This is a genomic window from Pseudomonas sp. SLFW (assembly GCF_009905615.1).
GTDB classification, from domain to species: domain Bacteria; phylum Pseudomonadota; class Gammaproteobacteria; order Pseudomonadales; family Pseudomonadaceae; genus Aquipseudomonas; species Aquipseudomonas bambusae.
On record NZ_JAAAKW010000004.1, the window covers coordinates 437,942 to 453,356 of the forward strand.

The following is a 15,415-nucleotide window of genomic DNA, read 5'->3' on the forward strand; positions in this document are numbered from 1 at the left end:
CTGTGAGGCGTCTTGCGACACGCATCCTACAAGTTTTCAGGTGCTTGAGCGATGCGTGAAGCCGGTATTCGCGCCCGCCGCTAGCGCCTCCCGGTGCGCGTGCTGACATCGACCCACACCGCCAGTACCAGAATGCTGCCCTTGACGATCATCTGCCAGTAGCTGTCCACGTCGAGCATCGACATGCCGTTGTCCAGGCTGGTGATCACCAGAGCCCCCAGCAGCGCGCCATACACCGTGCCCGATCCGCCGCGCATGGAGGTGCCGCCGATGAAGCAGGCGGCGATGGCGTCCAGTTCGCCCATGTTGCCTGCCGACGGTGAGCCTGCGGCCAGTCGCGCCGTGTTGACCAGCCCGGCCAGCGCGCACATCACCCCCATGATGCCGAAGATCCACAGCTTCACCGCCTGCACGTTGATGCCGGACAGGCGCGTGGCTTCCATGTTGCTGCCCACGGAATAAATGCGGCGACCGAACACGGTCTGGCTGGTGATGTAGCTGAACACGCCGAGCAATACCAACAGCAGCAGGACCGGGACCGGAATACCGTCGTAGCTGTTGAGGGTGTAGACGAAACCGGCGAGGACCGCGCCAATGGCGAGTACGCGCAGAATGTCTCGCACCAACGCGTGAGCTGCGAGGCCGTGCAGCGCGCGGTTGCGACGCTGGCGCCAGGTGAGGAACAGCGTCAGGGCAAACAGCAAAACGCCCAGTACGACGCCCACCAACGGCGGCAGATAACCTTGGCCGACATACACCAGCTGTGGGGACACCGGCGCAATGGTGGTCCCGCCTGTGATCCCCAGCAAAATCCCGCGAAACGCCAGCATGCCGCCCAGACCGACAATAAAGGACGGGATGCGCAGGTAAGCGGTCATGCAGCCGTTCGCCAGCCCGATGGCCAGGCCGCACAATGCGACGACGCCCAGGTTCAGGATCAGCGGCACGTGATAGACCACGTCGAGAATCGCCGCAACGCCCCCCAGCAAACCCAGCAACGAACCGACCGAGAGGTCGATTTCCCCGCTGATGATCACCAGCACCATGCCGCAGGCAAGAATGCCGGTGATGGACATTTGCCGCAGCAGATTGGAGAGGTTGCGCGGGGTTATGAAGCCGCCTTCGGTTTGCCAACTGAAGAACAGCCAGATCACCGCGATGGCAATGACCAGCGCGAGCATCTTGTAGCGGGTGAACAGGTGTTTGAGCTGATTCATGTACGCGTTTCCCTCGCATCACGGGGCTGATCGTTATTGTGATTGGCGCCAGCGGGTTGCAGGGCCGCCGCCAGCACCTGCTCTTGGGTCAGGCCCTGATTGATGAAGTCGCCACGCAACTGGCCTTCGCCGATCACCAGCACGCGGTCAGACACGCCCAGGACTTCAGCCAGCTCCGACGACACCATGATGATTGAAACGCCACGGGCGGCCAGGGCGCCCATCAGCTTGTAGATCTCGTATTTCGCACCCACATCGACGCCCCGGGTGGGCTCGTCGAGGATCAGCACGCGGGGCTGGGTCAGCAGCATTTTCGCCAGCACCGCCTTTTGCTGATTGCCACCGGAGAGGCTGGTGATCGACAGGAACGGGCTTGCGGTCTTGAGGTGCATGCGCGCGATTTCTTTGTCGATGCTGCCCAGCTCGGCTTCGGCGTCGATGCGGGTCAGGCGCGAAAAACTGTCGAGTACGGCAAGGGTGATGTTCTGGCCGACCCCCAGGTCGGGAATGATGCCCTGGCGTTTGCGGTCTTCAGGGACCATGCACAGCCCGGCGCGAATGGATTTCAGCGGCGTGCGGGTGTCGACGGGTTTGCCCTCCAGCCAGACCTCTGCTTCGTAGCGACCGGGGTAGGCACCGAACAACGCTGACACGAGCTCGGTCCTGCCCGCGCCCACCAACCCGGCGATGCCGAGGATTTCTCCACGCCGAAGGGAGAACGAGACGTTGTCGACGCGTTTGCGTTTCGGATTGTCGACGTCGTAACAGGTGACATGGCGTGCTTCGAAAACCACTTCGCCGACGTCGTGGGGCTCGGTGGGGTAGAGGTTGCTCATTTCGCGGCCAACCATCTGAGTGATGATCCTGGCGATGTCCATGTCGGCCATGGCCGTGGTCGCGATGTGTTTGCCGTCGCGAATCACCGAAATGGTGTCACAGACCGCCGCCACCTCATCGAGCTTGTGAGAGATATAGACGCAGGCCACGCCCTTGGCCTTGAGGTCACGAATGATGTCCAGCAGCACCTCGATTTCCGAGCGGGTCAGGGCAGAAGAGGGCTCGTCGAGGATCAGCAAGCGGGCCTGCTTGTTCAGCGCCTTGGCGATTTCCACCAGTTGCTGATGCCCGCCGCCGTATTGCGACACCGGCAGCGAGACGTTCATGTCCGGCACCTTGAGGTCACGCATCAGTGCCTCGGCACGGTGGATCATGGCGGGATAGTTCATGCGCCCGCCGGGCAGGGTCAGCTCGTGGCCCATGAAAATGTTTTCCGCCACCGAAAGGTCGGGGACGAGGGTCAGTTCCTGATGGATGATGACGATCCCGGCGGCCTCGGTTTCGGCGATGGAGTGCGCTTCCAAGGGCTCGCCGTCCCAGACGATTTCCCCCTCCCAGGTGCCGTAGGGGTAGACCGCTGACAGCACTTTCATCAGCGTCGATTTGCCCGCGCCGTTTTCACCACACAGGCCGACGCATTCACCGGGGCGCACCTTGATGTCGATGCCATTGAGGGCTTTGACACCGCCAAAGGTTTTGACGATGCCGTTCATTTGCAGCAGGTAGTCGGACATTGCGGGGTCTCACACAAAAGCCAGAGGCGGGTGCAACGCTGCCGGTTTGCGCAATACCTTGTGGGACCGAATTCATTCGGGAAGCGTCGTATCAGGCGATACATCCATGCCGAATGTACCGGCCCCTCCCGAATGAATTCGGTCCCACAGGTTGCGCGTCACGGCAGCCGATCGGGTCTGTTCAACGCGATCCGTTATTTCCCCGCTATCTGATCCTTCGTGTAGAACCCGTCCTTCTCCAGCACGTCGATGTTGTCCTTGGTCAATGGCGTCGGCGTCAGCAGGATGGTGTCGACCTTTTTGGTGCCGTTGTCATATTGCGAGCTGAAGGCCGGTTTTTCGTTGCGCGCCAGTTGCACGGAGAGCTTGGCGGCTTCCGAAGCGATGAGTTTGAGCGGCTTGTACACGGTCATGGTCTGGGTGCCGTCGATTACCCGTTTGACGGCCGCCAGGTCGGCGTCCTGGCCTGAGATCGGCACCTTGCCGGCGAGTTTCTGCGCCGCCAGGGCCTGGATCGCGCCACCGGCCGTGGCGTCGTTGGAGGCGACGATGCCGTCGATCCTGTTGCTGTTCTTGGTCAGGGCGTTTTCGACGATGCTCAGGGCTTCGGTCGGGTTCCATTCCTTGACCCACTGCTGGCCGACAATCTTGATGTCGCCCTTGTCGATGGCCGGTTGCAGCACTTTCATCTGGCCTTCGCGCAGCACTTTGGCGTTGTTGTCGGTGGGCGCGCCGCCGAGCAGGAAATAATTGCCTTTGGGCTGCGCCTTCAAAACCCCTGAAGCCTGCATTTCGCCGACTTTTTCGTTATCGAAGGAGATGTAGGCGTCGATGTCGGCGTTGAGAATCAGCCGGTCATACGACACGACCTTGATCCCCGCCTTCTTCGCTTCGGCCACGGCATTGGTCAGCACGGTGGCATTGAACGGCACGATGACGATCACGTCGACGCCACGAGAGATCAGGTTTTCGATCTGGGAAATCTGCTTCTGCTCGTTGGCGTCCGCCGATTGCACGAACACCTTGGCGTCCATTTTTTCGGCCGCCGCGACGAAGTAGTCACGGTCCCGGGACCAGCGTTCGAGGCGCAGGTCGTCGATGGAAAAGCCGATTTTCGGATGAGCCGCATCCGCCATGACCGGCAGACTGAGCAAGGCGAGGGCAGAGGCGAGCAAGGTGCGTTTCAGGTTCTTCATTGTGGTGCGTCCTTTTATTGTTGTTTAGAGGCACTTCATGAGCGTGTCGCGGAGGAAACTGTAGAGACTTCAGTGGCGACGTGATGCAGAGAATTGTCGCGAGTTTGTCACCACGTTTTGGTTGGAACTCGCCGGCAACTCCCACCGATTCAATTCCCGGTGAATGCCGTCAGCGGTAGATAAACCGGTTCACAACGCCTTCGAGCATCTCCTGTCGGCCGCTGACGGCTTGGGGGTTCAGGTCATGTTCCAGCGCATGTCGGGCGAGGGATTCGAGGCTGAATTCGCCTGTCTGCACGGCGCGACCGAACGGCTGGTCCCACCCGGCATAACGTTGGGTCTTGAACTGCTGCAGGACATCGTTCTCCACCATCGCGGCGGCACGTTCGAGGGACAGGGCGAGCACATCCATCGCGGCCACATGGCCGTAGAACAGGTCAACTTCATCGAGGCTCTGGCGACGCACCTTCGAATCGAAATTGAAGCCGCCATTCTGGAAGCCGCCGGCCTTGAGGATCTCGTAGGTGGCGAGGGTCAGCTCTTCGACGCTGTTGGGGAACTGGTCGGTGTCCCAGCCGTTCTGGGGGTCGCCACGATTGGCGTCGATGCTGCCGAAAATACCGAGGGACGCCGCCGTGGCGATTTCGTGGTGGAAGCTGTGCCCGGCGAGGGTCGCGTGGTTGGCTTCGATGTTGACCTTGATCTCCTTTTCCAGGCCGAACTGCTGCAGAAAACCGAAGACCGTGGCGCTGTCGTAATCGTACTGGTGCTTGGTCGGCTCCTGGGGTTTGGGCTCGATCAGCAAGTCGCCCTTGAAGCCGATGGCGTGCTTGTGCTCGACCACCATGGCCATGAAACGTCCGAGCTGTTCGCGCTCGCGCTTGAGGTCGGTGTTGAGCAGGGTTTCATAGCCTTCGCGACCGCCCCAGAGCACGTAGTTCGAACCGTTGAGGCGCTGCGTGGCGTTCATCGCGTTGAACACCTGGGCGGCAGCGAAGGCGAACACCTCAGGGTCCGGGTTGCTCGCAGCGCCTGCGGCGAAGCGCGGATTGCTGAAGCAGTTCGCGGTGCCCCACAGCAGTTTCAGGCCGGTACGGGCCTGATGGCGTTCGAGCTCATCGACCATCTGGGCGAAGTTGCGGGTGTATTCCTTGAGACTCGCGCCTTCGGGGGCGACATCGGTGTCGTGGAAACTGTAGTAGTCGATGCCCAGCTTGGAGAAGAACTCGAACGCCGCGTCGGCCTTGAAGCGCGCCACCTCCATGGCATCCCCCGTCTTGATCCAGGGGCGCTTGAACGTGCCGACGCCGAACATGTCGGCTCCCGGCCAGACGAAGGTGTGCCAGTAACAGGCCGCCATGCGCAGGTGCTCGCGCATCGGCTTGCCGAGGACCAGCTTGTTGGCGTCGTAATGGCGAAAGGCAAGGGGGGATTCGCTGTGCGGGCCTTCGTAGCGAATGGTGTCGATTTCGGGGAAGCAGGGCATCGAAGTATTTCCTTATTGTTCTTGGCGTTGCCCCGATACTAGCAACGGCCTTGGGCCTTCCGATTACGAAAATCACCAACTCGGTGTTCGATTTTGAGTATTGAGATTCCCTCTCGGCAGGCCTAGTCTGTGCCCACCTGTTTGGCAGGCCCGGGAGAAAAACAATGAAAACCGTCCCGCCCGTGCACCGTATCGCGCTGTTGTTCAACGGCGGCAAAATCTATGATCGCGGCATCATCACCGGCATTGGCGATTACCTCAGCAGCACGCGCGCGTCCTGGGACCTGTTCCTTGAGGAGGATTTCCTCTGCCGTTTGAAAGGCATCGAGCGCTGGCAAGGTGACGGGATCATTGCCGATTTCGACGACCCGCTGATTGGCGAAGCGCTGGCGCACAGCACGCTGCCGGTGGTGGCGGTGGGTGGCTCCTACGCGGACCCCGACGCCTACCCGAAAAACATTCCTTACGTGGCCACCGACAACGTCGGCCTGATCAAAATGGCGTACGAGCACCTGATCGAAGCGGGGCTGACCCGATTCGCCTGCTTCAGCCTGCCCGAGGCGCAGAGCAATCGCTGGGCCCAGGAGCGGGAAAACGCCTTTCGCAGCCTGCTCAAGCGCGACGGCCTGCGCGGCGAGGTCTATCGCGGCTTGAGCACCAGTGCGCCGTTGTGGGACAGCGCGGTGGAGCAGCAGATCGCCTGGCTGCAACGCCTGCCCAAGCCCATCGGCATCATTGCCGTGAGCGACGCCCGTGCCCGGCAGTTGCTTCAGGCGTGCCTGACCGCAGGCATCGCGGTGCCGGAGCAAGTGGCGCTGATCGGCATCGACAACGACCCACTGACCCGCACCCTGACCCGCGTGCCGTTGAGCTCGGTGATTCAGGGCACGCAAAGCATGGGGCGGATGGCGGCGCACATGCTGCACCAGATGCTCCACGGCATGCCGTCCACAACCCATCAGATTCTCGTGCCGCCCGAGGCGATCAACGTCCAGGCATCGAGCCTTCATCAGCCGCTGGGCAATCCGTATGTGATGCAGGCGCTGCATTTCATCCGGCAGTACGCCTGCCAAGGCATCAAGACGGCCCAGGTCGCGGGCTATGTCGGTATCTCCCGGTCGTCACTGGAAGCGCATTTCCGCAAGGAACGCAGCTGCACCGTGCACGACGAGATTCTCGGGTTCAAGCTCGCGGCGGCGGCTTCACGGCTACAGAACAGTGATTCGGCCATTGCCGACATTGCCCAGCACTGCGGCTTCAAATCCGCGCAATACCTGCACACGGTGTTTCGCCGCGAGTTCGGCTGCACGCCTCGGGAATACCAGCAAAGCGCCGTTCATTCATTCAATTCTCAGGCGCGTTCTGCGGAGCGCGTCTTTACATGACCACGTCACGATCACAGGAGTCATCGATGCATCCGATTCGTTTAGGGCTGGTGGGTTACGGCAAGATCGCACAGGACCAGCACGTGCCGGCGATCCGCGCCAACCCGCAATTCGAACTGGTAGCGGTGGCGACGTTGGGGCCGCACTGTCCGGGTGTCGAGAACTTCGGGTCGCTGTCCGAACTGCTAGACAGCGACGTTCAGGTGGACGCGATTGCCTTTTGCACGCCGCCCCAGGGGCGTTTCGCGCTGGTCGACGAAGCGCTGAAAGCGGGCAAGCATGTGCTGGTGGAAAAGCCGCCGTGCTCGACGTTGGGCGAGGCGTTTGCGTTGATCGACCACGTCGAACGGGCCGGGGTGAGCGGTTTGTTCGCCTGGCACTCACGGTTTGCGCCAGGCGTGGCGACTGCAAAGGCGTGGCTTGCAGGCACGACGCTGAACGAGGTGCGCATCGAGTGGAAAGAGCAGGTACGCAAATGGCACCCCGGTCAGGCGTGGATCTGGCAGGCGGGCGGGCTGGGCGTCTTCGATCCGGGGATCAATGCGCTGTCCATCGTCACCGATCTACTGCCGGGTGCGCTGTTCGTCGAGTCCGCCGCGCTGAGCGTGCCGAGCAACTGTCAGTCGCCCATCGCCGCGTCGTTGAATATCCGCGACGGGCACGTGCCGGTGAAGGCGGCGTTCGATTTCGACCACAGCGTGAATGAGCTGTGGCGCATCGAGTTGCACAGTGATGACGGCGTGTTGCGTCTGGATTCGGGCGGGGCTGAGGTCAGCCTCGATGGCGTGGCGCAGGCCGTGTCGGAAGAGGGCGAGTACCCCGCAATGTACCGGCACTTCGCGCAATTGATTGCCGACGGGCGCAGTGACCTCGACCTGCAGCCGTTGCGGATCGTGGCCGACAGTTTCTTTGTGGGCAGCAAGGAGACGGTGGCGGCGTTTTATGAATAAAACCCGCAGGCCTTGATGGCACGGATCACCTCTGTGGGAGCGAAGGTATTCGCGAAAAAGGGTTCAGGCGGTCGAGATGTATCGCCTCTACGCACGCTTCGCGAATGAATTCACTCCCACAGGGAGGGCAACGCTGCACGGCCTCAATTCAACACAAAATCATTCTTCATCCGCAGCGTCCGGCTCGGGATGAAGTTGCGGTCAATCCCGCCCTGAAGCGTGTAGGCCAGATCGTCGTACCAGTTCGCGTCTTCCAAGTACCACGAATGTGACACCAGGCCGTCGATCACTTCGAACTTGCGTTTTTTCACAGCGAGATAGCGGGGACCGCAATCGACGTCCAGCGCCTTGTCGTCGGCGGGGGTGTCTTCGGGCATGCCGACCCGGCCGACCCGCGAACTGGTGTCGATGTTTTTGGCATTCGAAACGGCCAGCGCTTCGTCATAACCGCTGAAATAGTTCGTCAGCCGCCCGCAATGGCTGAACGTCGGGATCATGTCCGAGTTGCCCAGCGCGAAGCACGATGAAGAAATGTCGGCGCCAAACAGCACCATCTGGCCGATGCGCCAGTCGTTGGCCAGCCCCGAATCACGCATTTTGTCCACCGACCGAAAGGCTTCGCGCACCACAAACGCACCCATGGAGTGGGCCATCACGTGGACGTTGATCGGGCACTCGGGCAGCGAGAAGGTCATGAACGGCACGATGCCGCGCTTGACCAGCAGCGCGGCGGAGTCTTGCGCCTTGCCGCGATCCGCCAGGTACAGCAGGGTTTTGCTTTCTGATGGCCAATCAAACCCCACCACCATGCACGGGTAGTTGCGGGCGCGCAGCTCGCGTTCGATCAGCCGTTGTCGGGTCAGTGCTTCTTTTGAGGGGGTGTTGTAGCCGTGCACGAAAAACACCACGTCCAGCGCCGTGCCTTTTGCCGGGGCGGCCTGTTCGAGAATCGCGGTCATCCATTGCTTGGCCGAATTGATGCTGTGGATGGGCGACGGCTCGGCCGCATCGGGCGGCACTTTCAAATAGGTGCCTGGGCCCACGTCTGTGCCGAAAGCACCGTTGGCTTTGCTGCGGGTACTCAGAATGAAGCTGTCCATGGAGAAGAGTCCTTGCTGTCCGATTGACGGAGCGATCCGATTGACGGATTGACCATTCTGAGCAGCGACCGAGGCGCGCCCGCACGAGCGGCGCAGGCCTGGGTTCAGGGCGCGGTAATGCGGATCGGCGAGTGCTCGACAACCCAAGAGGTGTAGCGTTGGATAGACGACTTGTCCAACCCGATCAGGCAGGACGACGGGCAGCGGGCATCACGGGTGCAGGAGGGGCACCGCGTGAAGGGTCAGAAATGACCGACGCCCGCGAGCGCGATGGAGAAGGAAACGATCAGCATCAGCAGAATGGACATGTTGATGGACATGGGTGAAATCCTTGTTCAGTTTGGTCAATGCCGCCATGATCCCGATCTGCGCGCAAAAAATGAACGGCGTTCGTGTGGATGTTCGCTATCGATACAATCAATACTCCGGGGCTTAGAAACGCGGCTTGCGGGTGTGTCAGGTCCGATACATGCCCGGGTGCTACAGGTTTTTGAACATCTCCCAGAACGACGCCCCGACGCCGGTCATGCTCTCGCCCGCGATCAACCCGGCGGCCGCGGTGATCGCAAACCGTTCGGTGAGGCTCGGCCAGCGACGGCTCACGGCCCAGGTCAGCACCGCGCCCAGCCCCATCATAAGAGACGTCGAAGCTGGCAGGACGAACGCCAGGCCCAGAGCTGCCGAACTGGGCAACCAGCGCGCCAGGCGCTGAGGCAGCAGGGTGTCAAACGCGCCCAGCAGCACGCCGAAGAGCCCACCGACGACAATCGCCCAGCGAATCTGCGGCGTCAGCGAGCCCAGGCCATGGGTCAGGGTTTCGGCCACGGCTTTCCAGGTGGCGACAGCAGGCGCGGGCCATTGCTCGGTGAGCAGCATGTGCTGGGGGTCGGGAATCAGCGCGAGGTACACCAGCACGCCGACCACACTGCCGATGAAGATGCCGATGCATTGGGCGACGACCTGTTTTTTCGGGGTCGCGCCGATGGCCAAGCCGACCTTGAAGTCGTTCATCAAGTCCGTCGATTGCCCGGCCGCGCCGCCCGCCGTGTTGGCGCTCATCAGGTTGATGGGCACCTGGCCCGGCGCGATCAGCCCGAACGTCAATTGCGACAGCTTGCCAATGGCGCCGATGGGCGCGATACCCGTGGCGCCGACCACCCGCGCGGCCACGACGGCCAGACAGATCGCCAGCGGAATGCTCAATAACGCCATCCACAGGTCGATGCCAAACAGCGCGGCTTGCAGACCGACGACCAGCGCAATCGACAGCACCAGGCCAACGGCGGGGCCGGGAGAGAAGGGCGCACGGGCGCGTTTTTCTTTGGGGCTTTGGTCCGTCTTGGGGGCAATGAAAAGGCGGATGCCCAACGCCGTCAGCGTCGAGCACACCATCAGGCTGACCCCCGGCCACAGCAGCCATTCGACGAGCTTGGCAAACTGCGGACCTGTGGCGTCGGGCGCCAGCATCACCCAGCCGTGATCGATCAGCCATGGCGACAACCCGCCCCACGCCAGCAACGCGCCAATCAGCAGGCTCACACCGACGCGGATGCCAATGATCCCGCCGAAGCCAATCAGCAGCAGTGAAGGGTCGAGGGTGAAGGTCAACCGTTCCAGTTGCGCCGTGGGCGCCCAGCGCGGAATTGCCCAAATGAAGCCGTCGATCCACTTCACCAGCCCCGACAGTAACGCCGCGCTGAACAGCACTTTGATGCGGATCACCGCTTCTTGCCCGTGGCGATAAATGTGCTGCAGGGTTTCCAGCGTCGCCATGCCTTCGGGAAACTTCAGGCCGTTGTCGTTGAGCAGGGTAGGGCGCAAATACCACGCGATCCAGATGCCGAGAAAACTCACGGAAAACACCCACGCGATCATCGGCACGGGGTCCAGTTGCTGGCCCGTCAGCAGCGTGTAGGCGGGGATCGGCGCCACCAGTCCGCCCGAGATGATCGAGGCAGCGGCCGAGGCAACCGTCTGGTTGATGTTGCTCTCATGGAGGGTCCACGGCGGCTGCCGGTGATTGCGACGGGCGAGGCTTTGCCAGATCCCGAAACCCACCAGCAACGCGATGATCGACATGTTGAACGACCAGCCGATTTTAAGTCCGGCGTAGACGTTGGAGGGCGTCAGCAGGATGCCCAATACAGCGCCGGTCAGCACGGCACGCGGGCTCAGCTCGCGCTCGATGCGGAGGGCAGAAGGGGGCGTCGTGGCGTATTGGCCCATGGAACGTCCTGTGGTCGGTGTCAGGACTAGTGAGCGTCGTGGGGTGGTAAAGGTTCAGCGGAGGAAGAGTCTGTGATGTATCGACGGTCCGGTCGCTATTGCGACACACGTCGCAAGTCCACTGTAAATGTGTCGCCATTGACACATTTACTGGACCCTACGAAACACGCTCATGCACCCGATCGTCGGTGATCAACAAGCTGCTGCGTCCTGTTAAAACCCTTTGAATCAGAGGGTTACGGAGTGTTTGCCAGCATTTCGCCGCCATTTGTCAGACAACAAAACGACCACGTTCTTATAACGAAAGTTTCACCAATCGGTAAAATTTCTTACGTTGCAATGAGAATCGTTTGCGTTATCCTTCGCGTCTCTTTGTCACCAGGGATGTCGAACAAGATGGGTTTTCAACCTGCAATGAGCCAGCCCACAAGGCTTCGCTCCTCCTGTGTGGGCGGGTCTTGTGTTCCGATCGATCCTCGTCTCGACGCGCTGATGGGCACCTACAACACCCACCGCGAAGGGTTGTTGCGACTGGCCGCCAAATTCCTCGGTTGCCGCGCCCGCGCCGAAGACGTCGTGCAGGACGCCTTCGTGAAAATGCTCGAAAGCGACCTGTCCTCCATCGAGCCTGCCCGCTACATGTTCCGCGTGGTGCGCAACCTGGCCATCGACCGCCTGCGTCGTCAGCGGCTTGAACGCAACCATGGCGCCGCAACCGAGCTGGACGAGCCGCCGCGTTTCGAGGTTTCGCCCGAGCGTGTGCTGGCGGGGCGCGAGTCGCTGAACCAACTGGTCGGCGCCCTTAACGAACTGCCCAAGCGCATGCGCATCGTCTTCAACCTCAGCCAGATTCAAGGCTACACCCAGCGCGATGTGGCCAAGGTGATCGGCACCTCGCCGACGATGGTCAACTTCCTGCTGCGCGACACCCTGAGCCATTGCCGCGCCCGGCTGGGCGAGCTTTAGCCGCTGACGCTTCGCCCTTTGTTTTTGCTTCCACTGCCCGGAGTCATCCATGAAATTAGTTCGTCTGGTCTTCCAGCAATACCGTTGGCCACTCGCGATGGTGTTGCTGTTAAGCATCAGCAGCGGCCTGTTGAGCGTGGGCGTGATCGCCTTCGTCAACCAGCGCATGATCAGCACCCACGACGGTCTGGGCACCGCGTTGTGGCAGTTCGGCCTGATGCTGGTCCTGCTTTTGGCGTTGGCCTCCGGGGCGTCGCTGTCGCTGACCGCGCTCGGCCATCGCTTCGTCTACGGCCTGCGTCGGGTGATGGTCAAGCGCCTGCTGGACACCAACATCGAACGCATCGAAGCCATCGGCGGAGCGAAAATCTTTGCCAGCCTGTCCAGCGACATTCGTGCCGTGACCATGGCGTTCGTGCAACTGCCGGACCTGATCTACGGCACCGTGTTGAGCGTTGCCGCCTTCAGTTACCTGGCCTGGCTGTCGCCGTCGCTGTTCATCACCACGCTGTGCTGGATGGCGTTTACCCTGGGCGTCGGCTGGCTGCTGGTGGGCAAACTCAACGCCCACATTCGCGCGTTGCGTGAATCCGAAGACAAGCTCTATCAGAGCTACCAAGGCGTGATTGACGGGCGCAAGGAACTGACCCTGAACCGCGACCGCGCGCGTCGTCTGTACGAAGAAACCTTCGACGTCGCCGCCTTGCGCTATCGCGAGCATTTCACCCTCGCGGACCGCTACCACGGCCTGGCCAGCAACTGGGCAAACATCATGGTTCTCGGCACCATCGGCCTGGCGTTTTATCTGGCCAACGGCCTGGGCTGGGCGCCGACTGAAGTGGCCGCGACCTATGCGCTGACCGTGCTGTTCATGCGCACGCCGCTGGTGCTCGCCGTGGCCGCGATCCCGGCGCAAATCTCCGGTCGTGTGGCGCTGGACAAGGTCGAATCCCTGGCGCTGGCCGAGCACCACGACAGCTTTGAGGTCGCGCCGAGCCATATCGTCGGCCACTGGCAGACCCTCGAACTGCGAGACGTCGAGTACCACTATCCGGCGCAGGGTGATGAGCCTGGCTTCGATGTGGGGCCGGTGAACCTGACATTGCGCCGTGGCGAAACGGTGTTCCTGATGGGCGGCAACGGCAGCGGAAAATCCAGCCTGGCGCGCTTGCTCAGCGGCCTGTATCGCCCCTCGGCAGGCGCGATTCTGATCGACGGCCAAGTCATCGGCGCGAACGACTGGCTCGCCTACCGGCACCTGTTCGCCAGCGTGTTCACCGACTTTCACCTGTTCTCGCAACTGCTCGGTGCCGACGGCGAAAACGCCGCTGTCGAGCACATCGATCACTGGCTCGACCACCTGCACATGAAGCACAAGGTGCAGATCGGCGACGGCCATCTGCTCGACACGCGCTTCTCCCAGGGGCAGCGCAAACGTCTGGCGCTGCTGCTGGCGGTGCTGGAGAAGCGCGACATTCTCTTGCTCGACGAGTGGGCCGCCGACCAGGACCCGTTGTTCCGCCGCTTCTTCTACCGCGAGTTGTTGCCGATGTTCAAGCAGGCCGGGATCACCGTGTTTGCCATCAGCCACGACGATCAGTATTTCGATCTGGCAGACCGTCTGGTGAAGATGGAGTCCGGCCAGCTCAGCGAATTGCAGGGTGATCGCCGCGACAACGCCAGCCGTGACGCCGTGGAAGAAATCGGCGGCGCGTATTCGCTGAAAACCGTCAAGGCTTTGTAAGTTTTTCACCCCCGAAGACTAAACAGCCGAAAGGCTCAGGCGTCTTTAATGATAATCAGTCCTATTCATCACTGGTGTGCGTGAACTGCCCCCGGTCGCTTGTGGGAATGCCCGCCTGCGGCTGGATCTCATCGCACATCGCGCCTTACGAGAGGAAAGCATGGAACTCGTCTACGACTACATCGGCATTGGTTTCGGCCCGTCGAACCTGGCTTTGGCGATCGCCACCCAGGAGCATGCACTGCGCAGCGGTCTGGCGCCCCAGGTGTGTTTCCTCGAAAAGAAGCCCGCGTTCAACTGGCACGAAGGCATGCTGATCGACGGCTCGACGATGCAGATTTCCTTCCTCAAAGACCTGGTGACGCTGCGCAACCCCGCCAGCCGTTTCACCTTCGTCAACTACCTCAAGGAGCGGGGGCGGCTGCAGGATTTCATCAACCTCAAGACGTTCTTTCCGACCCGCGAGGAGTACACCGATTACCTGAGCTGGGCGGCCTCGCACTTCAATGAACAGGCCCATTACGGCGAAGAAGTGATCTCGGTCGAGCCGCATTTTCTGGACGGCCGCTTCGTCGCCGTGGACGTGCTGTCCCGAGGGCCGGGCGGTGGCGTTTCCCGCCGTCGCGCACGCAATCTGGTGTTCGGCATCGGCGGCATTCCCCAAGCCCCGGCCGCGTTCGACGGCCTGAGCGACCCGCGCATCTTGCACTCGGCGAGCTATCGTGGCGGCATCGAGAAGCTGCTGACCAACCGCCCTGGCCCGGTGCGCGTGGCCGTGGTCGGCGGCGGTCAGAGTGCAGCGGAAATCTTCGAGGATCTGGCCAGCCGCTTCGACAATGTCGAGGCCAGCCTGGTGATTCGCGGCAGCGCCTTGAAGCCCTCCGATGACAGTCCCTTCGTCAACCAGATATTCAACCCGTCGTTCACCGACACGATCTTCAATCACAGCGAAGAGCGTCGCGACGCGCTGTTCACCGAGTTCCGCAACACCAATTATTCGGTGGTCGACACCGACCTGATCGAGACCATCTTTCAGCGCATGTACCAGCAGAAAGTGCGTGGCGAGCAGCGTCATCGCTTGCTGACCAACCGCGAAGTGGCCCACGCCGAAGTCAGCGCGGCAGGCATCGACCTGTTCCTGCGCGACGCGCCCCATGACCAGATGCACAGCGAGTCCTTCGACGTCGTGGTGCTGGCCACCGGGTACCGTCGCGACTATCACCTTGAGTTGCTGGCCGGTGTGCAGGCGTACATCCAGGGCTCGAACGTTGACCGCCATTATCGCCTGCCACTGAGCGCGGGCAGCGAAGCAGGGATCTTCCTGCAAGGCTGCTGCGAAGACAGTCATGGCCTGAGCGACACGCTGCTGTCGGTGCTGGCCGTGCGTTCCCAGGAAGTGGTGGAGTCGATCTTCGCCGACTACGAGCAGCCCTGCTCAGCCCGACCGGCGCACCCCCACGAGCGTGTGGCGCTGAAGCTGGCGCGCTGATGTAGCGCCCGTCGCCAAACGGTGGCCGTTCGCGGCCACCTCATCCTTTTTCACAACGTTGCGGGAGGCCTGACCGGGCCTTCCG

The 15,415-nt window shown here is 61.7% G+C and carries 11 protein-coding genes; 5 read left to right on the forward strand and 6 right to left on the reverse strand.

Features of this window, described 5'->3' with window-relative positions:
- Nucleotides 1–80: 80 nt before the first annotated feature.
- The 4 genes from GVN17_RS10375 to xylA all read right to left on the reverse strand — a co-directional run bounded on the left by GVN17_RS10375 (nt 81) and on the right by xylA (nt 5,470).
- Nucleotides 81–1,217: a sugar ABC transporter permease gene (locus GVN17_RS10375; RefSeq protein ID WP_166595157.1), complete on the reverse strand. Its 1,137-nt coding sequence runs from the start codon at nt 1,215–1,217 to the stop codon at nt 81–83.
- Nucleotides 1,214–2,788, reverse strand: coding sequence for a D-xylose ABC transporter ATP-binding protein (xylG, locus tag GVN17_RS10380; protein ID WP_166595158.1), 1,575 nt, complete (start codon nt 2,786–2,788; stop codon nt 1,214–1,216). The genes GVN17_RS10375 and xylG overlap by 4 nt, the downstream gene beginning before the upstream one ends.
- Nucleotides 2,789–2,982: 194 nt before the next feature.
- Complete coding sequence (xylF, locus tag GVN17_RS10385; protein ID WP_166595159.1) at nt 2,983–3,984, reverse strand: D-xylose ABC transporter substrate-binding protein; 1,002 nt, start codon at nt 3,982–3,984, stop codon at nt 2,983–2,985.
- A 169-nt stretch (nt 3,985–4,153) separates the two neighbouring features.
- A complete protein-coding gene (gene xylA / locus GVN17_RS10390) occupies nt 4,154–5,470 on the reverse strand; it encodes a xylose isomerase (protein WP_166595160.1) in 1,317 nt (438 codons plus the stop codon).
- A 164-nt stretch (nt 5,471–5,634) separates the two neighbouring features.
- Between xylA and GVN17_RS10395 the strand changes: the two genes are divergently transcribed.
- Nucleotides 5,635–6,855 (forward strand): DNA-binding transcriptional regulator, encoded by a 1,221-nt coding sequence (locus GVN17_RS10395; RefSeq protein ID WP_166595161.1) that lies wholly within the window; start codon nt 5,635–5,637, stop codon nt 6,853–6,855.
- A gap of 26 nt (nt 6,856–6,881) precedes the next feature.
- Entirely contained in the window at nt 6,882–7,805 is a 924-nt protein-coding gene (locus GVN17_RS10400; protein WP_166595162.1) for a Gfo/Idh/MocA family protein, read from the forward strand.
- A gap of 143 nt (nt 7,806–7,948) precedes the next feature.
- On the opposite strand, the gene GVN17_RS10405 is transcribed toward GVN17_RS10400, so the two are convergent.
- Nucleotides 7,949–8,905 (reverse strand): alpha/beta hydrolase, encoded by a 957-nt coding sequence (locus tag GVN17_RS10405; RefSeq protein WP_256665168.1) that lies wholly within the window; start codon nt 8,903–8,905, stop codon nt 7,949–7,951.
- Between the two features lie 480 nt (nt 8,906–9,385).
- Complete coding sequence (locus tag GVN17_RS10410) at nt 9,386–11,131, reverse strand: OPT family oligopeptide transporter (RefSeq protein ID WP_166595163.1); 1,746 nt, start codon at nt 11,129–11,131, stop codon at nt 9,386–9,388.
- Between the two features lie 492 nt (nt 11,132–11,623).
- Here GVN17_RS10410 and GVN17_RS10415 point away from each other — a divergent pair, with 492 nt between their 5' ends.
- The 3 genes from GVN17_RS10415 (at nt 11,624) to GVN17_RS10425 (ending at nt 15,330) form a co-directional block, all read left to right on the forward strand.
- A complete protein-coding gene (locus tag GVN17_RS10415; RefSeq protein ID WP_166595164.1) occupies nt 11,624–12,097 on the forward strand; it encodes a sigma-70 family RNA polymerase sigma factor in 474 nt (157 codons plus the stop codon).
- 49 nt (nt 12,098–12,146) lie between these two features.
- Complete coding sequence (locus tag GVN17_RS10420; protein WP_166595165.1) at nt 12,147–13,841, forward strand: multidrug ABC transporter permease/ATP-binding protein; 1,695 nt, start codon at nt 12,147–12,149, stop codon at nt 13,839–13,841.
- A 160-nt stretch (nt 13,842–14,001) separates the two neighbouring features.
- Nucleotides 14,002–15,330: a lysine N(6)-hydroxylase/L-ornithine N(5)-oxygenase family protein gene (locus GVN17_RS10425; RefSeq protein WP_166595166.1), complete on the forward strand. Its 1,329-nt coding sequence runs from the start codon at nt 14,002–14,004 to the stop codon at nt 15,328–15,330.
- Nucleotides 15,331–15,415 lie beyond the last annotated feature (85 nt).